The following is a 21,911-nucleotide window of genomic DNA, read 5'->3' as shown; positions in this document are numbered from 1 at the left end:
TCCTCATGAAGGAGGCGGGTCCTCCGACCGGCCGTCGCGGTCAGCGGTTCCTGGCTGGTGGGCTGGAGCGCATGGGCATCTACCCCGCGCGGCGTGCGGTCGTCGCGCGCGACGCCCTCGTGCTCGTCGCGTCCGCGCTCCTCGCGACCGTGACCGCGCCGGCGGTGCGCGTGGGACCTCCCACGCCCCTCCTGTGGTTGGCCGGCGTCTACGTCTACGGCGCGGCCGGCGTGCTCGTCGTGCGTGCCCTGGACGGCTACCGGGCGGCGCGTGAGAGCACCCGAGCGCACAGCGACCGCCTGGCACGGATGGCGCGGGAGAGCCCTGAGCCGGCGCTCCGGGAGGAACGGCGTCGCCTGGCCGGTGACATCCGCCGGGTGCTCCTGGACGCCCTGACCGAGATCCGGGAGATCGTGGCGGAGGTGCTCACCGCGGGGGCCGCCGGACCGGACGTCGAGGTCGCCGTCACGCAGCTGCGGTCCCGCACCCACCTGGCTGCCAGCGAGCTGCGTCGGCTTCTGGGGATCCTGCGCGCCGCGGAGGGGCAGGTGGCGGCCGGCTCCGGCGACCAGACCCAAGGACAGCGGCAGGATCGTCCGCCCCGGGCCTCCCTCCACCCGGAGGACTCACCGCAGCCTCTGGGTCGCCCACGGCGTCGGGACGTCGTGGAGGCCCTGCTCCTCACGGCCCTCGCCGTGGTGGAGTGCGTGATCGACCTGCCGGGCCGCCCCGGCGGGCTGACCGCGACACCGGTGGTCCTGACCGCGGCGGCGGCCGCGGCCTTCGCGTGGCGGGCGGCCTCGCCGGTGCTGACCGCCGTGGCGCAGGGACTCCTCTTCGCCGTCGGCTTCTGGGCCGCGGCGCCGCTCGTCTCAGGAGTCTGGCTCGTACGCGGTGTCGGTGCGGTGCTCTGGGCGGCTGCGACGAGCAGGCCGACGTGGCCCGGGACCGGGGCGGCCCTGTTCCTGACGACGACGGTGCTCGGGACCCGGCAGCAGGAGCCGACGATCGGCGTCATCGCCACGTGGGGCGTGGTCCTCGTCGCCCTGTCCGGGGGTCTCGTCGCGGCGGCGCACGGGCGTCGCGCCGCTCTCGAGAGACGTGAGACGGACGTGCTGCGTCGCGCCCGGGCCGCCGAGCTCCACCGGGCGGTCGGTGTCGAGCGCGTGCGCCTCGCCCGCGAGCTGCACGACGCGGTGTCGCACAGCGTCGGGGTGATCTCGATGCAGCTCAACGTGCTCGACGTCGTCACGGACCCGGCGCAGCGGGAGCGCACCCTGAGGTCGATCCGCCAGACCTGCGACGGGACGCTGGACGAGCTGCTCAGCATCGAGGCCCACTTCCTGGGTGGCCTGAGCCCGCTGCCGCCCACGCGCACGATGACCGACGTCTCGTCGCTCCTCGACCGCCTGCGCGCCTCGGGTCTGGTCGTCGACGTACGAGCGCACGGCACGCCCGACCCACGGCAGCTGCCGGTGGTCTACCGCCTGCTCCAGGAGGCGCTCACCAACGTCCTCCAGCACGCGCCGGGCGCCGCGGCCCACGTGCTCATCGACGTCGACGAGCGGGGCACGCGCCTGCTCGTCCGGGACGACGGGCCCGGGGTCCAGCCTGGCGTCGGGCGGCGCCATCACTACGGGATGGTCGGGCTGCGCGAGCGCGTCGAGCTCGCCGGAGGCACGCTCTCCCTCGGTCCTGCAGGTCCCGAGGGAGGGTTCTGCGTCAGCGCGTTCCTGCCCGCCGGGCCTAGGCTCGGCACCGAGGAGGTGGACCGGTGACGATCAGGGTGCTGGTGGTCGACGACCATGCCTCCATGCGGGCGGGCCTGTCCCTGGTGCTGGCCAGCGACCCTGAGCTGGAGGTGGTCGGTGAGGCGGGCGATGGCGAGCAGGCCCTGCAGGTGGCCCGCCGCACCCGTCCCGACCTGGTCTTCATGGACCTGGAGATGCCCAGGACGGACGGGGTCACCGCGACGGCGGCCCTGCGCCGTGCCCTGCCCGACGTGCGGATCCTCGTGCTGACCATGTTCGACCTCGACGACTACGTGGCGAGGGCGATGGAGGCCGGGGCCCACGGCTTCCTGCTCAAGACCGCCGACGCCCGCGAGCTCATCGCGGCGGCGCGGGCGTGCGTCGGTGGCGAGACGGTGCTGGCGCCGGCCGTGCTCGCCAGGGTGGTGGGGACTTTCGTCGAACGGCACTCCGGGCACGCGAGCCCGGGTCTCGCACGGCTCACCGAGCGCGAGAGCGAGGTGCTGAGGCTGATGTGCCAGGGGCTGTCCAACGCCGAGATCGCCGGGCGCCTCGTCGTGGAGGTGGCCACCGTGAAGACCCATGTGGCCCGCATCCTGCAGAAGCTGCCGGCCCGCGACCGGCTCCAGGCCGTGGTGCACGCCTTCCGCGCCGGTCTCGCCTGAGGCTGACCCGCCCGGAGCGCGTCATTACGCTGGGGGCGTGAGGACGGCATACCTGGACCACCCCGGACCCGTGCCCATGGCGCACCGGGGCTTCTCCCTCGAGGGCCTGGAGAACACCATGGCCGCCTTCGAGGCTGCCGTCGAGCTGGGCTTCCGCTACGTCGAGACCGACGTCCACGCGACGCACGACGGGGTGGTCGTGGCGTTCCACGACGAGACGCTGGACCGGGTCACCGACCGGACCGGGCGGATCCCCGAGCTGTCCTGGAAGCAGGTGGCGCGCGCCCGGGTGGGCGGCAGCGACCAGCCGGTCCCCCCGCTCGAGGAGCTGCTCGGCGCGTGGCCCGACCTGCGCATCAACATCGACATCAAGACACCGGGAGCCGTCCTGCCCCTCGTGCGCGTGATCGAGCGCACCCGCGCGCACGAACGGGTCTGCGTGACCTCGTTCTCGGACGTCCGGCGCCGGGAGGCGCTCATGCGCCTGACCCGCCCTGTCGCGACCTCCGCCGGTCAGACGACCGCCGCCCGGTTCCGCGCCGCCGCCGCGCTCCCTGCGCTGGTGCGCACGCCGGTCGTGGCTCGCGTGATGGCCGGGGTCGACGGCCTCCAGGTGCCGGTGCGCCACTCCGGGGTCGAGGTCGTCACGCCGCACACCGTGGCCGCCGCGCACGAGGTCGGGGCGTTCGTCCACGTCTGGACCGTCAACGACGTGCCCGAGATGGTGCGGCTGCTCGACCTGGGCGTCGACGGGATCGTCACCGACCGGGCGGACCTGCTCAGGGACGTGCTCCGCGCGCGCGGCGAGTGGGTCGACTAGGACGGTGGCGAGCAGGTGCCGCCCGGCTCACGGGGCGTCGCAGCCGTGGAACTCCCACAGCGAGGCGTGCCCGCCCTCGTCCAGCTTGCGCCAGTCCTCGCCCTCCATCGGCCGCAGCAGGTAGAGGCCCGGGGTCGTCTCCTCGTACTTGGCGTTGAGCGGGTCCTCGAAGGTGAGCGTGTCGGCATACACGTGGGTGACGCCGAGCGCACGGACCGCCTCGCAGACGCCGGGCTCGGTGGCCCAGTCGTCGAAGTGCTGCTCCAGCAGGGTGCGCTCCGGGGAGTCGGGGATCGGGCTGAGCTGGGGGAAGACCACCTGCACGTCGGCCCGGTTGAGCAGGTAGGGCGACCCCGCGACCGGCTCCCCCAGCACCACGGCGTCGTCAGGGAGCACCTCGGCGGCCCGGTCGATCATCGCGATCTCCTCGGGCTCGAGGATGGTGCCCCACGCGATGGGGTATGTGGTGTACGTGGACGCCATCACCTGGGTCTGGCTCTCCCACCTCAGCCCCGAGGTCAGCGTCACGATCCCGATGACCAGCAGCGCCGCCGGGGCCCACAGCGGGGCGCCCACCCGCCGCGCCACGGCCCGCGACAGCCAGGAGCCGGCGCCCGCGGCGAGCAGCACGGCCGGGATGACGAGGAGCTGGTTGATCCGCGACGCCTGGGTGTACCAGAACCCGGCGAGGGTCCGCAGCGGCTGCTCCGGCGGGCCGGCCGCCAGCAGCGTCAGCACCGCGGCGGCGACGAGGGAGACCACCAGCCAGCGGGCGTGCCGCCAGCGCACCGCGAGCACGGCGCCCAGCAGCACGAGCACGGTGCCCACGAGGTTGACCGAGGTGATCTTGTAGACGTAGATCAGGGGGTGGTCGATGAGCAGCGACCCCAGGCCCGGGAGATAGGAGTCCTGCCCGCCGCGCTGGTAGTCCATGATCGAGCGGACCGGCGGGAAGTTGAGCAGGAAGACCAGGGTCCCCACGATCGCGACGACCCAGGTGGTCATCAGCACGGCCGCCCGCACCGGGGCGCCGAGCCTGGCGACCCGCCAGAGCTGGCGGGCCAGCAGCACGGTGAGCAGCGGCAGCGCGAGCAGCACCAGGGAGAACAGCCCGCTGGGGTGCGCCAGCACCACCCCCGCGACCGCCCAGGCGAGCCCGAGGGCCAGGGCCAGGTGCATCCGCCACGAGAGCACCCCGCGCACGGTCGCGATGAGCAGGGCGATGGTGCCCGGCACGCAGGCCACCGACAGCGCGAACGGCCAGACCGCCAGCATCGACACGGCGATCGCGGGAAAGGTGACGTAGCACGCCGCCAGCACCGGCACCAGGACGGTGGGCAGCGCACGCGCCGGCCACACCACCCGCGAGAGCGCGACCAGACCGGCGATCCACACGACCGAGCCGAGGACGACCGAGGAGGAGTTGGCGGCCTCGGTCACCCGGGGGAAGAAGGGCGCGACGGCGACGAGGCCGTGCCAGGTCGCGGGGTAGAACGGGGCGGAGAGGTCGGCATACATCGGCGCCAGGCCACCGAGGGAGCTGGCCTCGCCCGTCTGCCGGACGAACCACAGCGCGTTGAGGTGGAAGACGGCGTCCCAGGCCTGCGGCGGCTGGTCGGCCCGGCCCATCCCGGCCGTCATCGCCGCGGCCAGAGCGCCGCCGCCCAGGGTCCAGGTGAGGGCGAGCCAGCTCCGTTCGGTATGCCGCAGCCGCCGCTCCCCCGCGACCGTCACCCCCGAGGGGTCCTGGGTGGTCCCGAGCAGGCGGCCGACCAGCGCCGCCGCGAGGACGGCGACCAGCAGGCCGAGGAGCAGCGTCGGCAGCGACCAGCGCAGGCCGACGAGGCCGTAGCCGATCGCGAGGGTGCCGGAGAGCCCGGAGGTGACCGGCGCGCCCCCGCCGAGGGCGAGCAGCCCGCGGAACCCGAGCAGCCGGAGCACGGCATACCCGGGCAGGACCCAGAGCACCGTCAGCCCGAGGAGCCCGGGAAGCGCCTCCCCCCAGCTCATGCGGTGACCGGCTCGCCCCCGCCGATCGTCAGGCGGGGCACGCCGGTGAACCTCGCCGGGTCGGTGACCCGACGGCCGTCGAGCAGCAGCCGCAGGCCGGGCAGGTCGTCGGCGGACAGCTCGGCGTACTCCGGGTGGTCGGCCTGGACGATGGCCACGTCCACGGCCTCGCCGGGGGTGCCGGGGGTCCAGCGGTAGGGCGTCCAGCCGAACCCGGTCAGCTCCTCGTCGGTGTACATCGGGTCGTGGACGAGGACCTCGGCACCCCGCGCGCGCAGCGCCTCGACGGTGGCGAACACGCCGGAGAAGGCCGTCTCCTTGACCTTCCCGCGGTAGGACGCCCCGAGGACGACGACGCGCAGCCCCGCCAGTGACCCGAGGAGGGACTCGGCGCGGGCCACGGCATACTCCGGCATCGCGGCGTTGGCCTCGCGGGCGGTGCGGACCACGCTCGCGTCGCCGTCGGTCGACAGGTAGAGGCGCGGGTAGACCGGGATGCAGTGGCCGCCGACCGCGATGCCGGGGGTGTGGATGTGGCTGTAGGGCTGGGAGTTCGACGCCTCGATGACGCGGTGGACGTCGATGCCCGCGGTGTCGGCGAACCTCGCGAACTGGTTGGCCAGACCGATGTTGACGTCCCGGTAGGTCGTCTCGGCGAGCTTGGCCATCTCGGCGGCCTCGGCCGAGCCCAGGTCCCACACGCCGTTCGGCGTCGCGAGGTCGGGGCGCTCGTCGAAGTCGAGGACGGCCTCGTAGAACTCGATCGCCCGGCGCGTCCCCTCCTCGCTGAGGCCGCCGACGAGCTTGGGGTACTTGCGCAGGTCCGCGAACACCCGGCCGGTGAGGACGCGCTCGGGGCTGAAGACGAGGTGGAAGCCCTGGTCGCCGGGGGCACCCTCGGTGAGGCCGGAGATCTCCTCGATCATCGGCTTCCAGCGGGTGCGGGTCGTGCCCACCGGCAGCGTCGTCTCGTAGGAGACGAGCGTGCCCGGCGTGAGGTGCTCGGCGAGGCTGCGGGTCGCGCCGTCCATCCAGCCGAAGTCCGGCTGGCCGGTGGTCTCGTCGACGAAGAGCGGCACGACGAGCACGACCGCGTCGGCCCCGGGGATCGCGTCGCCGTAGTCGGTGGTGGCGCGCAGCCGGCCGGCCGGCACCAGCTCGGCGAGCTTCTCGGCCAGGTGGGCCTCCCCCGGGAAGGGCTCCTCGCCGCGGTTGACCGTGTCCACCACCCGCTGGCTCACGTCGACGCCGACGACCTCGTGCGTGGGGTTGGCGTCGGCGAACTGCACCGCGAGCGGGAGGCCGATCTTGCCGAGCGCGACGACCGCGATCTTCATCCGTTGATGTCCGTCCTGTGGGAGGGTCCCGTGCGCTTGCCAGGATACGTGGGCCCGCCCACCTACCCTGTCTGCCATGTCGACGTCGACCTTCACCCACGCGGTCCCGGACGGGACCATCCTGCACGTCCACCGCTGGCTTCCGGAGGCTCTCCCGCGCGCGGTCGTCCAGGTCGCGCACGGGATGGTCGAGCACGCTGCGCGCTACGACCACCTGGGCGAGCGGCTGTCCGCCTCGGGGTATGCCGTGTACGCCTCCGACCACCGTGGTCACGGACGCACCGCCGGCGGACCGGACGAGCTCGGACACCTCGGTGACGACGGCGGCTTCGACGCGGTGGTGGACGACCTCGCGGCGCTGACCGCCGAGCTGCGCGACGCCCACCCGGGGGTGCCCGTGGTGCTGCTCGGGCACAGCATGGGCTCCTTCCTCGCGCGCGCCTACGCGGCCCGCCACGGCGAGCTGATCGACGGGCTGATCCTGTCCGGCACGGCGGGTGACCCGGGGCTGCTCGGCGCGGTGGGGCAACGGCTCGCTTCCCTCGAGGCGCGCGTCCGCGGTCCACGTGCGCGCAGCCGCCTCATGGAGGCCCTCGTGCTCGGCCCGAACAACCGACCCTTCCGGCCCGCGCGCACGAAGTTCGACTGGCTCTCGCGCGACGCCGCCCAGGTCGACGCCTACGCGGCCGACGAGCTGTCAGGCGGGACCGCGACCGCCGCCTTCTACCGCGACCTGCTGCAGGGCCTGCGCCGGGTCAACCGCCCCTCGACCGCGGCGCTGACCCCGTCCGACCTTCCGGTGCACATCGTGGTCGGAGAGGTCGACCCGGTCGGTGGCCAGGCCGCCGCGGTCGAGGTCGCCGGCCTGCTGCTCGCGGCCGGGGTGCGCGACGTCACCGTCCGCGTCTGGCCCGGCGCGCGCCACGAGGTCCTCAACGAGACCAACCGCGACGAGGTCGAGGCAAATCTCCTGGCCTGGCTCGACGCCCACTTCTGACCCCATCCCCACCGGACGCGCCGGATGGTTGCCGCTGGCCAGCCGAGCGCCGCGCGGCGGGGACAAGGTTCTGCACCCGATGCAGCACCGACGACGACGCATCAGGTGCAACATCTTGTCCCTCCGTTGCAGCCCGCGGCAGGGACAAGGTCCTGCACCCGATGCAGCACCGACGACGACGCATCAGGTGCAGGATCTTGTCTCCCTCAGCGGCGGGTGGCGGCGAGCGAGGCGGCCATGAACCGCAGCGGCGCCTCGGGGTCCAGCGCCGCGCGGAGGTCGGCGGGCACGAGCGTGCGCGGGCTCCCGTGCCGCCGTCTGGCCTCAGCGAGGTCGAGCAGCCGCTGGGCGGAGACCGCCGGATCGAAGATCGCGCCGATCAGGTCGTGGTCGGCCAGGCTCAGCGGACGGGCGCACCCGGGCACCTCCTCCAGCAGCCGCCGGGTGATCCGGGCCAGCTCCGCGCGCTCCCCCGGCGTCCACCACTGCGGATCGGTCCGCGTCAGCACCGCCCCGAACACGTGGATCCGCAGGAGCTTGGTCGCCACCGCGCGCTGCTGCCCGGCCGGCCGCCGCCCCCACCACGGGTCGTCGAGGATCGCCTCGACGCAGACCAGCTGGTCGCGGATCGGCCTCGGGACATAGGTGGTCCGGTCCCCCGCGTCCGTCCCCACGAGGTAGGCCGCACCACCGGCGAGCGCGACCCGCGCCTCCGCGTAGAGCCGGGTCGAGAACGGCACGTCCTCCCCCGTCTGGGCACCGGGCAGCAGCCGGGCTCCGCTGCGCTCGACCGCCGCGCGCGACAGCAGGCCCAGGGGCGCGCTCCGGTAGGCCAGCCGGTCGGCCACCAGGTCGAGGTCGTGGTTGCGCCCGATCCGCGTCGGCGGGGTCGCCACGGCCGTGCCCTCGAGCACCAGGCGCGTGAGGACCACCTCGGCCCCCGTCTCGCGGGCCACGCTCAGCCACCCCTCGACCGCGCCCGGCTCGAGCCGGTCGTCGCTGCCCATGATGCTCACCCACGGCGCGGTCGCGGCGTCCAGCCCCGCCGTGAACGGCCCCGCCGGGCTCGCCACCCCGTCGGCATGGTGCAGCAGCCGCACCCGCCGGTCGGCCAGGGTCTCCTGCGACAGGCTCGCCGCGACCTCCTCGACCGGCAGGTCGTGGCACACCACGGTGACCCGGACCGGCACCGACGCCGACGTCCCGTCGAGGACGGACCGCACCGCCCGCTCCGTCTGCCGCTGCGCAGAGTGCGTGGCGATGACCACGTCGACGAGGGGCTCCCCCGGGCCACGCGACTCCGGTCCTCGCCCAGCATCGCCGCTCAACGACCGGTAGACCTCGTCGAGGCCCGCCGCGTAGGCCTCCCCGCTGTAGGCCTCGACGACAGGCGCCGCGATCTGCTCCGCGCTGAGGTCAGCACAGTCGGCCCACACCCGCTCCACCGCGTCCGCCCACCTCTGCGCCGGCGCGCCCGGGGTCACGAGCCTCCCGCTGGGCGCGGCCACGAAGTCCCGCGGCCCCCCGCTGTCCCCCACCACGACCGGGCGCCCCGCAGCCAGCGCCTCCGCTGCCGCGACGCAGAAGGTCTCCGCCCGCGTCGGCAGCAGGAAGAGGTCCGCGCGGTCGACGATCTCCTGCACCCGACCGGGCGGCACCGGGCCCGTGAGCGTGAGAGGTATGCCGCTCGCCTCGCCATGGTCGGCCGTCGCTTCGCGCAACGGCCCGTCGCCGACCCAGGTCAGCCGCGCGTCGACACCTCGCCGCCGCAGCTCGGCCACGGTGTCCACCGCGGTGGACGGGTCCTTGCGGGCGATCAGCCCGCCGACGGCCACGATCTCGAGCGGACCACGGTCCGTGAGCGGCACGTCGGGGGCACGCCGGGAGGAGGGGCGCCCGGAGCCCTCGACGATGTTCGGCACCACGACCACCGGGCCGGTGCGGACCCGGCGCACGCCGGCGGCGAGGTGCTCGCTGACGACGGCGACGACGTCGGGCCGCCGCAGCATCCGCAGGACCACCGGCCGGGCCGCACGCAGCGCCGGCGTCAGCGTCTGCGGGGCGAGCAGCCCGGACCAGTGCTCCGTGTGCACCCACGGCACGTCCGGTCGCCAGCCGACCATCGGCAGCAGCGCCGAGACGGCCATCGTGTGGAGCACGTCGGTGTCACCGACCAGCGTCCTGACCCGCCGGGCCGCGCGCGCCACGTGATCGGGCCGACGGGGGTCCATCGGGAGCCGCTCGACCGTGAACCCACGCTCGACCGTGAACCCCCGCTCGTCCCTCCGCCCCTCGTCCCCCTCGCCCAGCAACGCGGGCGCGCACAGGTGCAGGACCTTCACCTCGTGCCGACCGGCGATCGCCGCGACGTCCCGCGCCACGAAGACCCCCGTCGACGGCGAGGCCGGGGTGGGGAACCAGGTCGTCACCACCAGCACGCGCATGCGTCCCAACCTACCGGCGCGCGCACGCGCGGACGGCGCGCGCACGCGCGGACGGCGCACGGGCGGGGACGGCCGGCGGAGCCGCGACGACATACCCTGACCTTCGTGAAGATCCTCTCCGTCGTCGGCGCCCGCCCCCAGTTCGTCAAGCTGGCCCCCGTCGCCGCGGAGTGCGCGCGCCGTGGGGTGCAGCACGTCATCGTGCACACAGGGCAGCACTACGACCCGATGCTCTCCGACGTGTTCTTCCGCGACCTGGGCATCCCCGAGCCGGACGTGCACCTGGGCGTCGGCTCGGGAGGTCACGGTGTGCAGACCGGCGCCATCCTGGGCGCCATGGACGCCGTCCTGGAGGAGCACGCGCCGGACTGGGTGCTGGTCTACGGCGACACCAACTCCACGCTGGCCGGCGCCCTCTCGGCGGTCAAGCTGCACCTGCCCGTCGCCCACCTGGAGGCCGGGCTGCGCTCGTTCAACCGGCGGATGCCCGAGGAGCACAACCGCGTGCTCACCGACCACGCCGCCGACCTGCTCCTCGCGCCGACCGAGGTCGCCCGCGGTCACCTTGCGGAGGAGGGTCTGGCCGACCGGACGGTCGTCGTGGGCGACGTGATGATCGACGTGCTGCACCAGGTGCGGGACCAGCTCGCCGACACCGACGCCGTCCTCACCGAGCTCGGTCAGGAGCTCGGTGGGTTCTCCGTGGCGACCATCCACCGTGCCGAGAACACCGACGACCCCGCCCGGCTCCGCGCGGTCGTCGAGGCGCTCCAGCAGGTCGACCACCCCGTGGTCCTCCTGGCCCACCCGCGGCTGCGGGCCCGCGCCGAGCAGCAGGGGCTCGACCTGGTCGGCGGCGCTCTCACCACGCGTGCGCCGCTCCCCTACCCGGCGCTCGTCGCAGCGGTCAGCGCGGCCCGCGGCGTCATCACCGACAGCGGCGGCCTGCAGAAGGAGGCCTTCGCGCTCCGCACGCCCTGCACGACGGTGCGCACCGAGACCGAGTGGGTCGAGACCGTCCAGCTCGGCTGGAACGTGCTCGTGAAGCCGGGGCCGGCCCTGCGCGACGCCGCCTCGCGCCCCGCGCCGGAACCGACCGACGCCGCCCCCTACGGTGACGGTCACGCCGCCGCGGCAGTGCTAGACGCGCTGACTGAGCGTCAGGCGAACCTCTAAACCCGTTGTCCCGGCCGGCGTGTCGGCCCACACTGAAGGTATGCCGCTCGCCGTCACCGTCGTCCGTCACGACCCCCAGACCCACCCGGCCCCCGAGCTGGCCGAGTTCGCCGACGTGGAGCGTCGGGCCCTGCTCGCGCTGTTCGGCCACGACGACCTCGCCAACCCCGTGTCGGTCCTGCACGCGACCTTCCCCGAGCAGACCTACCACCGCAAGCTCGCGCTCCTCGTGCGCGACGGCGAGCAGACGGTCGGCGGGATGTGGGTCCGCATGCCGCAGAAGGACAACACCACCGTCGCCGAGGTCTCCTTCCTCGTCGACCCCCTCGAGCGGGCTGGCGAGGCCGTCCCCGCCCTCTGGGAACGCGTGCGCCCAGAGCTGGAGGCCGCGGGCCGCACCACCGTCCAGATGTGGACCAGCCACGCGACAGACCCCTCGGCCGAGCAGATCGTCCCGCGGACCGGCGTCGGCAGCGTCCCTGCGGACCCGGTCGCCAGGGTCCTGCAGGACCTGGGTTTCGAGCTGGAGCAGGTGGAGCGGCACAGCGTGCTGCACGTGCAGGAGGCCCTGGGCCTGGCCGCCGCGGAGCTGCCCGGCGCGCGCGAGGCGGCGGGCACGGCATACCGGACACTGGGCTGGGTCGGCCCCACCCCTCCGGAGCACCTCGACGGCATGGCGCGTCTCATGGGCCGCATGAGCACCGACGTGCCGACGGGCGAGCTCGAGATCGAGGCCGAGGCGTGGGACGCCGAGCGGGTGGCGGAGGCGGAGCGGATCACCGAGAGCGTCGGTCGCACGCGCGTGATGACGGTCGCCCAGCATGTCGCCAGCGGGGAGCTCGTGGCCTACACCCTTGTCGACCTGCCGCGGGACAAGCCGGCGGTGGGCTACCAGGAGGACACCCTGGTGCACGGCGAGCACCGGGGTCACCGCCTGGGGATGCTGGTCAAGGCCGAGAACCTGCAGCGGCTCGCCGCCCACGCGCCCGCGGTCGAGCGGCTGCACACCTGGAACGCCGGCGAGAACGAGCACATGCTCGCGATCAACGTGGCGCTCGGCTTCCGCCCCGCGAGCGTGGAGGGCGGCTGGCAGCAGCGGGTATGACGTCCGCGCTCGGCTGGGCGCGGTCGCGGCTCAACCGAGCTGGGCCTCCAGACCCAGGCCGGCGGCCACGTTCAGGCCGATGAACAGCACCGCGGCTGCGATCAGCAGGCCGGCCGGAACCCAGCCGCGCCGGTCGCCGCGCAGGGCCGCGCGCCGGGCGAACCACGAGGACACGACGGCCGGCGCGCAGAAGACGAGCAGCGCTGGCACGGTCGCGACCAGGATTGCCCACAGCGGCGCCTCCGCGCTCGGGTCACCCACCTCGTAGCCCAGGGCTGAGATGAGCCCCTCACCGATCAGGAAGGCCAGCCCGAACGCGACCGGCAGCAGGAGCACGCTCAGCCAGGCGTTGCGGACGTCGTGATCCGCGTGCTGGACGGGACGGTGGGCGGATGTGGTCGTCATGACGCACCTCCTCGTGCGGCTGGACCTCGGACCCGAGGTCCTGCCCCCATTGTCCTCCCGCGCCGGAGAGGTGAGCCGGGCCACGGCAGGTGATCTGCGGCACAGCGGCGCGATGCGCCGGCTCAGCCGTTGAGGCGGGCGGCGAGCGTGTCGACCGCCCGCTCCCAGGCCAGCACCTGCTGCTCGGCCGACAGCTCGCGCGCGGCGTCGGCGGAGGCCTCCTTGTAGCCACGCACGTCCTGGGCGGTCAGCCCGTCCAGCGCGCTCGCCAGTGACTGCGCCGTGAAGTCGTCGGTGACCACGCCGATCCGGTGCCTGCGCACCACCGCGGCCATCTCCGGACTGGGCCCCACCACGAGAGCCAGCCGTCCCTGCACGAAGTCGAAGATCTTGTTGGGCAGCGCCCACAGGTGGTTGAACGACACCGGCGGCAGCACGTAGACACCGACGTCGTGGGCGTTGAGCGTCGCCGGCAGCTCGTGGGGCGCGACGGGCGGGTGGATACGCACCCGGTCGGACGCGGCATACCTGACCTGCAGCTCCTCGAGGTAGGCGGTGTCGTTGGCCATGAGGTAGAGGTCCAGCGTCATCGGACGCGTCACCAGGTCCATCGCCTCGAGGATGACGTCCAGGCGGTGGCGCTGGGCGTTGCCGGAGTGCACCAGCCGCAGCGGTCGCAGCTCGTAGACCGGCGACGGCGAGAGCTCGACGTAGTTGGGCGCGTTCACGACGACGCCCGCGCGGATCCCGAAGCGGCGGCGGTACTCCCGGGCGATGCCCTCCCCGACCGTCGTCACCGAGTCGGCCCGCGTGCCGTAGGTGCGCACGAGCCAGCGGTAGTACGGCGCGACGAAGAGCCGCCAGCGGGTGTTCTCCTCGTTCTGGCGGGGGTGGTACTCGTGCAGGTCGGCGTGCACGCCGCCAGGCGGGGCGAGGTCGAGCGCGAGGGGGACGGTGTCGATGTCGTCGGCCAGCACCACGTCGAAGCTCCTCGAGCGCCCCTCCAGCAGGGCGCGCGCGGCGACGACCACCGGCGCGCTCCGGTATGCCGCCTCAAACCGCCGCGCGACCAGCATCCGGCGGTCCTTGTGCCAGTTGACGACGTCGTCGGGCAGGCGCAGGTGCTCGACCACCCCGTCCGGTGACTCGCCGTAGCCCAGGGTCGTCACGGCATACCGCTCGCTGAAGAGCCGCACCTGACGCAGCACGCGCGCGTCCGAGCGCAGCGGGCTGAAGCTCATGATGAGCAGGGTGCGGCGTGGATCTGGTCTCATCGGGCAGCCATCCGCCGCACCGACTCCACCCAGCGCCGCGACTGCTCGGCGTCGGAGAGCTGGTGCGCCGCGGCGTCCGCCGCCTGCTTGTATGCCGTGACCGTCGCCTCGTCCAGGCGCGCCACGGCAGCCGCCACCGCGCGCGCGTCGAACGCGGTCGCCACCACCCCGAGCGAGTGCTCGTGCACGACCCGTGCCATCTCCGGGCTCGGCCCGACCAGCAGTCCCAGCCGCGCCTGAACGTAGTCGAAGATCTTGTTGGGCAGCGCGTTGGCGTTGTTGAACGAGACGGGCGGCAGCACGTGCACGCCCACGTCATACCGGTGGAGGGTGGTGAGCAGGTCGGCGTAGGGCACCGGGTCGTGCACGGTGACGATGCCTCCGGCGAGCCCGGCCCGCTCCCGCAGCTCCTGCAGGTAGCCGGGGTCGTTGGGCGTCAGGTAGAGGTCGAGAGTCACGCCTGCGCCGTCCTGCGCCGCCGCCGACACCGCGTCGACCATCACGTGCAGGTCCCGGTTGCGCAGGCAGGCGCCCGAGTGGACCAGGCGCAGCGGCGAGCGGACCGGCCCGGGTGAGAGGTCGGCATACGGCGCGGCGTTGGTGACCACGCCGACCCCGATGCCGAACTGCTCGGCATACTCCTCCGCGATCCGGTGGCTGACCGTCGTGACCGCCGCGCACCGCGGGAGGAACCGGCGGCAGAGCCACTCCTGGTAGGGCGAGATCCGCCGCATCCACGCCTCATGCTCCTCGTGCAGGCGCGGGAAGTACTCGTGGAGGTCCGCGTGGACGCCGGCGCGCGGGCGCAGGGCGAGCGCGAGCGGAACGGCATCAAGGTCGTTGGCGAGGACGACGTCGGCGGTGTCGGGGCGCACGTGCGCGAGCACCCAGCGCACGCCGGCCTGGGCGCGGTAGGCCGCGTGGTAGGCGTGCGCGGTGATCAGCCGACCGTCGAGCCGGTTCTGGCGGTCGTCGGGCACGCGCACGTGCGCGGTGACGCCCTCCGGCGCGGGCCCGTAGCCGCAGGTCACCACGTCGAACTCCGCCGACAGGTGGCGCACCTGCTTGAGCACGCGCACGTCGGCGGCGATGGGGCTGAAGGAGAGCACCAGCACGCGGGGACGGGCCGGCTGGTGCAGGGCCTTGCCGGTATGCCGTGCGCCGGGCCGGCGCTCCAGCGCGTCCCGGGCGCGGCCCAGGGCTACGGTCGCGGCTGTGTCGAGGTGCTGGCGCACGGTGGACTCCGGGTCGAGGTTGTGCTGCGGGCGGGGGGTGAGCAGGATGTCCCAGCGGCCGGCCTGAGCGCGGTGCCTGGAGGCGGCGGCGAGGTCGTCGGTGCTGCGAGCGACGAGGAGCGCGTCCAGCAGGTCACGGTCAGCGCGGTGCAGGGCGTGCTCGGCGTCGGGGGCCATGGCGAGCAGGTCGCGGGTCAGCTCCTGCAGCCACTCCGTCTCGCCCGCCGCCCAGTCCAGCGCTGCGGGCCTGCGCCGGACGGCGGCGAGGACGTGGATGCGCAGGGTCTTGACGACGATCGCGCGGCGGGCGGGCTCGGGCAGCGCGCGCACCCAGCGCAGGTCGAGCAGGCGGGCGTGGGCCGCCAGCTCGTCGGCGACCGGGCGGCGTGCGTGCGTGACGCGGTCGTGCGGCTGGTCTGCGGGGTGGGTCCCGGTGCCGATGACGTAGGGCGGCAGCGCCACGGCGTAGTCGATCCGCTCCCCCGACGTCGCCAGCCGCAGCGACAGCTCGATGTCCTCACCGGTCGCCAGCCCGGGCGTCAGCGGCCCCTCCCGACCGGACAGGCGTTCCTGCCGCTCCTCCCCCCGACCGGACAGGCGTTCCTGCCACTCCGGTGAGGAGTCCGCGGGAGGCAGCAGACCCAGCTCGACCAGCACCTCGCGCCGCAGGAGTCCCAGCGGTGCGGTCCGGTAGGCGAGGCGGTCCAGGACCAGGTCGAGGTCACGGCTGCGCCCGGGACGCGTCCGGGGGGTGGGGATGTGCTCGCCGGTGTCCGTCTCCAGGCGTGGCATGAGCCAGGCCGAGCCCAGCTCGTCGGCGAGCCTCGCCCACCCAGCCAGTGCTCCCTCGGCATAGCGGTCGTCGGAGCCGATGATGCTCACGAAGCGGCCGTCGGCAGCCATGAGTCCGGCGTTGAACGGGCCCGCCGGCGAGCGCAGCCCGTCGCGGACCTCGAGGTAGCGGACGTGCGCCCCGAGGTAGGCCGTCCCGCCCTTGAGGCCCGCCTCGACGACCGCGCGCACGTCGTGGACCGCCAGCTCGTGAGCGACCACAGTGACCCTCACCCGGTGCCCACTGGGCAGCACACCGTGCACATCGGCACCGCACAGAGCAGAGAGCACGGTCCGGTCCACGCGGCGCGCCAGGTCGTGCACCGCGACGACGACATCGACGTCGACGTCACTCAGAGACATCTATGGCTCCTCGGTGCGCTGGGCAGGAACGCCTGTCCGGTCCGGCAGCAACGCCTGCCCGGTCCGGCAGCAACGCCCGTCCGGTCCGGCAGCAACGCCCGTCCGGTCCGGCAGGAACGCCTGTCCGGTCCGGCAGGAACGCCTGTCCGGTCATGCGAGGCCTGACAGTCGGGCCTGCGTGGCGAACTCGGGGTGGGCGGCGACGACCTCGTCGAAGGTGCCGCGCGCGGCGATCGTGCCGTTCGTCATGAAGCAGACCTGGTCGCTGTGCCGCACGGTCGAGAGCCGGTGGGCCACGGCGATCACCGTCACCTCACCGTGCAGCTCGCGGATCGCGCGCGCGACGGCGTCCTCGGTGGCGGTGTCGAGCGCGGACGTGGCCTCGTCGAGGACGAGGACGAGCGGGTCGGCATACAGGGCCCGGGCGATGCCCAGGCGCTGGCGCTGGCCGCCGGAGAGCGCGAGCCCTCGCTCGGCGACCCTCGTGCCGAGCCCGCCGCGGTCCTCGACCACGTCGAGCAGCTGCGCCCGCTCGAGCGCCCGGCACACCCGCTCGTCGTCGACGTCGTCGCCCCAGGTCAGCGCCACGTTCTGGGCGATCGTCCCGTCGAAGAGGTTGACCTCCTGCGGGACGTAGCCGACCCGCGAGCGCCACGCCGCGAGCACGTCCGGCAGCGGCCGGTCGTCCACGCGGATCTGCCCCTGCTGCGGCACGAGCAGGCCCAGCAGCACGTCGACCAGCGTCGACTTGCCCGCCCCGCTCGCCCCGACGAGCGCGACCGACGACCCCAGGGGTATGTCGAGGTCCACCTCGCGCAGGGCCGGCACCTCGGTGCCGGGATAGGTGAAGGAGACGTCGCGCAGCGACAGCAGGCGCGGCTCGTCGGGCAGCGGGTCCTGGCCCAGCTGCTCCGCCTGCCGCACGTAGCCCTGCGCCTCGACGATGTCGCCGATGACGGCCTCGGCGTGCGGGAGCGTCGAGGCGGTCTGGGTCATGATCGACTGGAAGCGGTTGACGCTCGGGATCATCCGCATGCCGGCCACCGCGAAGAGCGCGATCGCCTCGAAGGCCTGGGCCGTCCCGCCGAGCAGGAACGCCATACCGCCGACGAGGGCGAAGCCGAGGACGAGCCCGGTGTCGGTGACGAACTTGGGCACCGAGTTGAGGAACATCAGGTGGGTGCGCGCGCGGACGGCGTGGACCCGGTGGGCGTGCACCTCGTCGGCGACCTCCTGCGCCTTGCCGCGCAGGGTCACCTCCTTGAGCGCGCCCATCATCTCGGTCATCAGCCCCGCGACCTTGAAGGAGTAGTCGCGGCCCACCCGGCCGGCGACGACCGCGCGGGGCGAGATCACGACATACATGAGGACGGCCAGGCCACCGAGGTAGGCAAAGGTCATCAGGGCCGTGAGCGGCTGCGCCACCAGCAGCACGACGAGGACGGCGGCGAAGGTCGCCAGCTCGGCGGGCAGCGAGGCGGCCGGCAGGAGCAGGCCCGTGGTGGTGTTGGCGATCCCGACGTCGGCGAGGCGGACCAGCTGGGCGGTGTTGCGGCGCAGGCGTTCGGTCCACGGGGCCCGGATGTAGGCGCCGAAGAGCCGGTCGCCGATGACGAGGTCGTAGGCACCGAGGCGCTGGGCGACGAGCCACTGCAGCACGAGCGTGGCCAACCCCTTGAGCACGACGAGCAGGGTGATCGCGCCGAGCAGCCAGAGGTAGCGGTCGGGCGGCACCTCCCCCACGACCGGCAGCTGGACCGGGCGACCCTGGACCATCGGCGCGAGCGTGAGCGCCAGGAGCGACAGGGCAAGGATGTCGACGACGGCCAGCAGGCTGGAGAGGACGGCGTAGCCGACGAGGAACCAGCGGGTCGACGAGGGGAGGAGGGGCATCAGCTGACGTAACGCACGCCACAGCCTGCTCATCCGTCCAGCCTCACGCGTCCCATCGTAGGCTGAGGTCGTGGCCGATCCGGTGAACGACCTGCGACGACTGGCCTGGAAGGGCCTCGCCCTGCTCCCCCGTCCCGTGCGCGACCTGGCCTCGCTCCCTGTGCGCCGGCGCGCCGATGCCGAGCTGAGGGCTCTCGCCGCGATGCCGGGGGCGGCGCGCCGGCTCTACCTCGGTCCGTGGAACACCGCGGGCCAGGCCTGGGCCTGGGCGCGGGCCGCCGAGCAGCGCCTGCCGGACACCGCGGCGCAGAACCTGTGGGCGCAGCGCTCGCTGACCCAGGCTCACTTCCACTACCCGGCAGACCACGAGCTCTCGGTGCTCGCCCAGCGGGGTCGCGTCCGCGAGATCCACGGGGCCCGGGTGCTGGCGCAGGCGAGCCACGTGCTGTTCGAGTCGGGACGTCCGGTGCTGGCCGACTTCCACGCGGCGTCCATGCTCGACGACGTCGCCGCTCTCGACGCGGCCGGCGTCCGGCACGGCGTGATCTACCACGGCAGCGAGATCCGCGACCTGCGCGAGCACGCGCAGACCTACGCCCACTCCCCGTTCCGCGCGCCGGAGCGCGAGTGGGACGACTACTTCCTCACCCTCCAGTCGATCGTGGGCAAGAACCGCGCCGACCTCGCGTCGTATGCCGCGACCGGCGCCCCGGTCTTCGTCTCGACGCCGGACCTCGTGGACTTCGTGCCGGGGGCGACGGTGCTTCCGCTCGTGGTCGACGTCGACCGGTTCGCGGGCGCCGCCGCGGCCTCGGGCGTCACGCCGCTCGAGCGTGCCCGTCCGGTCGTGCTGCACGCGCCCTCCAACCCGGTGCTCAAGGGCACCGCCGTGGTCGAGGAGGTCCTCGAGGGTATGCAGCAGGCCGGCCTGGTCGAGTACCGGCGTCTCAGCGGGGTGCCGCACGCGCAGATGGCGGCCTTCGTGGCCGACGCGGACGTCGTGGTCGACCAGGTCGTCCTCGGCAACCCGGGCGTGCTGATGACGGAGGCTCTCGCCGCCGGCCGGCTCGTGGTGACCCACCTCCGGCCCGAGGTCCTGGCCCGCTGGCCCGAGGCGCCCCCGGTCGTCGAGGCGGACCCGGGGAGCCTTCGCGAAATGCTCGCGACCGTGCTGGGCGACCGGGCGGCATACCAGGAGCTGGCCTCTCGCGGAACCGCGTGGGCGCGCGACCAGCACGACGGCAGGACGGCCGCCGCGGTCCTCGGCCGTTGGCTGGACTCCCCGCTCCTGGCGCCCGGTGGCTGAGCCGCCGAGGGCTCTCGTGGTCGCGGGGGCGTCGTGGAACCGGATGGTCCGGGTGCCGGCGCTCCCCCAGGGCACGTCGGAGACGATCTTCGCCCTCGGCAGCCACGAGGCGGTGGGGTCCAGCGGAGCGGGCAAGGCGCTCAACCTGCGCGCCTGCGGCAGCGAGGTCGCACTGTGGTGCCGCCTCGGGGACGACGAGCCAGGTCACCGGGTGCGCGAGTCACTGGAGCGCGCGGGGGTGGAGGTCCTGGTGGACGTCGACCCGCGCGGAACGATGCAGCACGTCAACCTCATGGATCCCCACGGCGGACGCGTGTCGATCTTCGCCACGACGGGCAGCCTCGAGGCTCCTGTCGGGGACCGCTGGCGCGAGGAGATCGTCCGCCGCGCGGTCGCCGCGGACATCGTCGCCGTGACGATCTTCGAGCAGACCCGATCTCTGCTGACGCCCCTGCGCGAGGCCGGCGTGGAGCTCTGGGTGGACGTCCACGACTACGACGGCGTCAAGCCCTACCACGGCGACTTCGTCGAGGCGGCGACGTACCTCCAGCTCAGCTCGGTGTCCATACCGGACTGGCGTGACTTCGCCGAGGCGCGGGTGCGGTCCGGGGCTCGTGCGGTCGTGGTCACCCACGGCGCTGAGGGCGCGTCGGTGCTGACCGACGACGGGTGGGTGGAGGTCCCTGCGGTGCGTGTCGACGAGGTGGTGGACAGCAACGGTGCGGGTGACGCGTTCTTCGCGGGCTTCGCGACGGGCTGGGTCGCCGGTCTCCCACCGACCGAGTGCGGGCGCCTGGGCGCCGCGCGTGCGGCAGCGGCGGTCCGATCCGCCGAGCTGGCCTGACACCTGGCCGGCAGGTGACACCGGCTCCCTCCGGGCTCCACCCGACACCTTGGCTCCGAACGAGCACCACTCGACACCTTGGCTCCTGGGAGGTGCCAATGTCACGTGGTCGCAGACCGGGTCATGGTCTGGCAGAGCCGAAAATCCCGTGCCACCACCGCCGGCGGACTGACGCGGCACGGTCGGAGAGGTCTGCAGCGGGGCCCAGCTGCCCCTGACCAGACGTGCGGTCGGGTGCCTCGGGCGGGACATCGTCACGGCGGGCCCGTGCTTCGCGCCAGGACGCCACGACCTCGTCCACGTCCACCCGCCCGACCACGGGCGGCGAGCCTGCCCCGGCGTAGGGCCGCCTTCGGTCGGCGAGCACGCGCTCGTTGAAGTCCTCGAGGTGAGCGCGCACCGTGGCCTCGTCCGGGAGGTCGAGCAGCGACGCGGGGAAGCCCGCCTTCTCCCTGCGCAGCTGCATAGGTCCCGGCATCGCGGCCGACAGGTCGAGCTTCTCGCGCTCCACGAGGCTTCGGACCCACCAGTCCGGGTCGGTGCTGGTGTCGACGTCCGGCAGCGGACGGCCGGCGCCCTGCAGGTTGTCGAACGCCCCCTGGCGCTGCGCCTGCTCGATCTGCTGGTCCACCCAGCCGGACACGGCACGCGCCGTGACCGACGGTGCCGGGCGGTGCCTCAGCCCCTGGTCGGCGAGCTGGTCCGCGGCCCGCGGGGCACCCGGCCTCTCCCCCGGCCGCCCCCACGGCTGGCGCGGGTCAGGCTGCTCGTGCTGCGCCATACCGTCCACCTCCGTCGCTCAAGTCTAGAGCGGAGCACCTCACCCCTGCGGTCGCAGCCACAGCGGTTCGGCGCAACCCAGGTCCGGGTCGAAGAAGCCGACCCCGCGCTCGCGCGCCTCGTCAAAGGCGTCGAGCACCGCGTCGTAGCCGAGGTCGTTGGCGCCCACGAGAAGCGGCACCGCGAGCCCGGCCCGGGCCATCTCGGCATTCACGAGGACGTCGCCCCGCCACACCAGCGCCACCGTCCGCCCGTAGCGGTCGCGGGGGTCCGGCCCGAGCTCGAGCCCGACGGCCGTGCCCCGGGTCAGCAGCTCGCCGAGGTGCGAGCGCGCCTGCTCGGCCAGACATTCCGGCTCTGCCCCGGTCCGGTAGCCCGTCTCCGGGGCGTCGATGTTCATCAGCCGCACACGCACGGTGGTCCCGTCTGGTCGTTCGACCTGCACCGTGTCACCGTCGAGCACGGAGCGCACGGTCACCGTCTCGAGGTCGGTCGCACCGGCCCCACCGAGAACCCTGTCGCGCAGGTCGCCCAGGCTCGTCCCGGTCAGACGCAACGCCAGCCAGACGGCGATCCCCAGGGCGACCAGCACGAGCAGGCAGCCCAGGTCCTTCCTCGTCACTCGCACAGGGAGCAGTGTGCACGGCCCCACCGACGAGGCCGCCCGTGAGCAGG

At 73.8% G+C, this 21,911-nt stretch carries 18 protein-coding genes; 9 read left to right on the top strand and 9 right to left on the bottom strand.

The window, feature by feature from the left end; all coding sequences use genetic code 11:
- The first annotated feature begins 5 nt into the window (after positions 1-5).
- From IEV65_RS06215 to IEV65_RS06205, 3 genes are read left to right on the top strand one after another with little or no spacing between them, the layout of a single operon-like run.
- Complete coding sequence (locus tag IEV65_RS06215; protein WP_188428798.1) at positions 6-1,778, top strand: histidine kinase; 1,773 nt, start codon at positions 6-8, stop codon at positions 1,776-1,778.
- A complete protein-coding gene (locus tag IEV65_RS06210; protein WP_188428796.1) occupies positions 1,775-2,416 on the top strand; it encodes a response regulator in 642 nt (213 codons plus the stop codon). The genes IEV65_RS06215 and IEV65_RS06210 overlap by 4 nt, the downstream gene beginning before the upstream one ends.
- 37 nt (positions 2,417-2,453) lie before the next feature.
- Positions 2,454-3,236, top strand: a complete 783-nt coding sequence (locus tag IEV65_RS06205; protein ID WP_229734952.1) for a glycerophosphodiester phosphodiesterase family protein — start codon at positions 2,454-2,456, stop codon at positions 3,234-3,236.
- 27 nt (positions 3,237-3,263) lie between these two features.
- Here IEV65_RS06205 and IEV65_RS06200 read toward each other — a convergent pair whose 3' ends face one another.
- Both IEV65_RS06200 and IEV65_RS06195 read right to left on the bottom strand, forming a co-directional pair.
- Positions 3,264-5,246: a DUF6541 family protein gene (locus tag IEV65_RS06200; RefSeq protein ID WP_188428794.1), complete on the bottom strand. Its 1,983-nt coding sequence runs from the start codon at positions 5,244-5,246 to the stop codon at positions 3,264-3,266.
- Positions 5,243-6,583 carry a nucleotide sugar dehydrogenase gene (locus tag IEV65_RS06195; protein ID WP_188428792.1) on the bottom strand — a complete coding sequence of 447 codons (1,341 nt, stop codon included), beginning with the start codon at positions 6,581-6,583 and terminating at the stop codon, positions 5,243-5,245. Before IEV65_RS06195 ends, IEV65_RS06200 begins: the two co-directional genes overlap by 4 nt.
- Before the next feature lie 76 nt (positions 6,584-6,659).
- Here IEV65_RS06195 and IEV65_RS06190 point away from each other — a divergent pair, with 76 nt between their 5' ends.
- Entirely contained in the window at positions 6,660-7,580 is a 921-nt protein-coding gene (locus tag IEV65_RS06190; RefSeq protein WP_188428790.1) for an alpha/beta hydrolase, read from the top strand.
- A 206-nt stretch (positions 7,581-7,786) separates the two neighbouring features.
- On the opposite strand, the gene IEV65_RS06185 is transcribed toward IEV65_RS06190, so the two are convergent.
- A complete protein-coding gene (locus IEV65_RS06185) occupies positions 7,787-10,024 on the bottom strand; it encodes a glycosyltransferase (protein WP_188428788.1) in 2,238 nt (745 codons plus the stop codon).
- Between the two features lie 105 nt (positions 10,025-10,129).
- Here IEV65_RS06185 and wecB point away from each other — a divergent pair, with 105 nt between their 5' ends.
- Positions 10,130-11,200, top strand: a complete 1,071-nt coding sequence (wecB, locus tag IEV65_RS06180) for a non-hydrolyzing UDP-N-acetylglucosamine 2-epimerase (protein WP_188428786.1) — start codon at positions 10,130-10,132, stop codon at positions 11,198-11,200.
- A 40-nt stretch (positions 11,201-11,240) separates the two neighbouring features.
- Positions 11,241-12,305 carry a GNAT family N-acetyltransferase gene (locus tag IEV65_RS06175; protein WP_188428784.1) on the top strand — a complete coding sequence of 355 codons (1,065 nt, stop codon included), beginning with the start codon at positions 11,241-11,243 and terminating at the stop codon, positions 12,303-12,305.
- A gap of 30 nt (positions 12,306-12,335) precedes the next feature.
- Here IEV65_RS06175 and IEV65_RS06170 read toward each other — a convergent pair whose 3' ends face one another.
- On the bottom strand, positions 12,336-12,710 hold the full coding sequence (locus IEV65_RS06170; RefSeq protein ID WP_188428783.1) for a hypothetical protein: 375 nt from the start codon (positions 12,708-12,710) through the stop codon (positions 12,336-12,338).
- On the opposite strand from IEV65_RS06170, the gene IEV65_RS15840 reads away from it, so the two are divergent.
- Positions 12,709-12,843, top strand: a complete 135-nt coding sequence (locus IEV65_RS15840; protein ID WP_268235332.1) for a hypothetical protein — start codon at positions 12,709-12,711, stop codon at positions 12,841-12,843. The genes IEV65_RS06170 and IEV65_RS15840 overlap by 2 nt on opposite strands.
- On the opposite strand, the gene IEV65_RS06165 is transcribed toward IEV65_RS15840, so the two are convergent.
- The 3 genes from IEV65_RS06165 to IEV65_RS06155 all read right to left on the bottom strand — a co-directional run bounded on the left by IEV65_RS06165 (position 12,833) and on the right by IEV65_RS06155 (position 18,339).
- A complete protein-coding gene (locus IEV65_RS06165; protein WP_229734951.1) occupies positions 12,833-13,951 on the bottom strand; it encodes a glycosyltransferase family protein in 1,119 nt (372 codons plus the stop codon). The two genes, IEV65_RS15840 and IEV65_RS06165, sit on opposite strands and share 11 nt — an antisense overlap.
- A gap of 29 nt (positions 13,952-13,980) precedes the next feature.
- Positions 13,981-16,413 (bottom strand): glycosyltransferase, encoded by a 2,433-nt coding sequence (locus tag IEV65_RS15615; protein ID WP_229734950.1) that lies wholly within the window; start codon positions 16,411-16,413, stop codon positions 13,981-13,983.
- Positions 16,414-16,563: 150 nt separating this feature from the next.
- Positions 16,564-18,339 (bottom strand): ABC transporter ATP-binding protein, encoded by a 1,776-nt coding sequence (locus IEV65_RS06155; protein ID WP_188428779.1) that lies wholly within the window; start codon positions 18,337-18,339, stop codon positions 16,564-16,566.
- 37 nt (positions 18,340-18,376) lie between these two features.
- Between IEV65_RS06155 and IEV65_RS06150 the strand changes: the two genes are divergently transcribed.
- Both IEV65_RS06150 and IEV65_RS06145 read left to right on the top strand, forming a co-directional pair.
- Complete coding sequence (locus tag IEV65_RS06150) at positions 18,377-19,612, top strand: hypothetical protein (protein WP_188428777.1); 1,236 nt, start codon at positions 18,377-18,379, stop codon at positions 19,610-19,612.
- Positions 19,605-20,456, top strand: a complete 852-nt coding sequence (locus tag IEV65_RS06145; protein ID WP_188428775.1) for a carbohydrate kinase family protein — start codon at positions 19,605-19,607, stop codon at positions 20,454-20,456. Before IEV65_RS06150 ends, IEV65_RS06145 begins: the two co-directional genes overlap by 8 nt.
- Positions 20,457-20,577: 121 nt before the next feature.
- On the opposite strand, the gene IEV65_RS06140 is transcribed toward IEV65_RS06145, so the two are convergent.
- Both IEV65_RS06140 and IEV65_RS06135 read right to left on the bottom strand, forming a co-directional pair.
- Entirely contained in the window at positions 20,578-21,237 is a 660-nt protein-coding gene (locus tag IEV65_RS06140; RefSeq protein ID WP_188428773.1) for a DnaJ family domain-containing protein, read from the bottom strand.
- A 39-nt stretch (positions 21,238-21,276) separates the two neighbouring features.
- Positions 21,277-21,864, bottom strand: a complete 588-nt coding sequence (locus IEV65_RS06135; RefSeq protein WP_188428772.1) for a thermonuclease family protein — start codon at positions 21,862-21,864, stop codon at positions 21,277-21,279.
- Positions 21,865-21,911: the final 47 nt, after the last annotated feature.

The sequence above is a fragment of the Ornithinimicrobium tianjinense genome, from assembly GCF_014636495.1.
Classification (GTDB): domain Bacteria; phylum Actinomycetota; class Actinomycetes; order Actinomycetales; family Dermatophilaceae; genus Ornithinicoccus; species Ornithinicoccus tianjinensis.
The sequence above is the reverse complement of the archived record's forward strand: the minus strand, read 5'-3'. Positions and strand labels throughout refer to the sequence as shown.

Coding starts and splice junctions, on each gene's coding strand:
- IEV65_RS06170 (WP_188428783.1), bottom strand. CDS start 12,710: ATGACGACCACATCCGCCCACCGTCCCGTCCAGCACGCGGATCACGAC.
- IEV65_RS06140 (WP_188428773.1), bottom strand. CDS start 21,237: ATGGCGCAGCACGAGCAGCCTGACCCGCGCCAGCCGTGGGGGCGGCCG.
- IEV65_RS06155 (WP_188428779.1), bottom strand. CDS start 18,339: ATGAGCAGGCTGTGGCGTGCGTTACGTCAGCTGATGCCCCTCCTCCCC.
- IEV65_RS06195 (WP_188428792.1), bottom strand. CDS start 6,583: ATGAAGATCGCGGTCGTCGCGCTCGGCAAGATCGGCCTCCCGCTCGCG.
- IEV65_RS15840 (WP_268235332.1), top strand. CDS start 12,709: ATGACGCACCTCCTCGTGCGGCTGGACCTCGGACCCGAGGTCCTGCCC.
- IEV65_RS06200 (WP_188428794.1), bottom strand. CDS start 5,246: ATGAGCTGGGGGGAGGCGCTTCCCGGGCTCCTCGGGCTGACGGTGCTC.
- IEV65_RS06215 (WP_188428798.1), top strand. CDS start 6: ATGAAGGAGGCGGGTCCTCCGACCGGCCGTCGCGGTCAGCGGTTCCTG.
- IEV65_RS06190 (WP_188428790.1), top strand. CDS start 6,660: ATGTCGACGTCGACCTTCACCCACGCGGTCCCGGACGGGACCATCCTG.
- IEV65_RS06175 (WP_188428784.1), top strand. CDS start 11,241: ATGCCGCTCGCCGTCACCGTCGTCCGTCACGACCCCCAGACCCACCCG.
- IEV65_RS15615 (WP_229734950.1), bottom strand. CDS start 16,413: ATGTCTCTGAGTGACGTCGACGTCGATGTCGTCGTCGCGGTGCACGAC.
- IEV65_RS06165 (WP_229734951.1), bottom strand. CDS start 13,951: ATGAGCTTCAGCCCGCTGCGCTCGGACGCGCGCGTGCTGCGTCAGGTG.
- IEV65_RS06185 (WP_188428788.1), bottom strand. CDS start 10,024: ATGCGCGTGCTGGTGGTGACGACCTGGTTCCCCACCCCGGCCTCGCCG.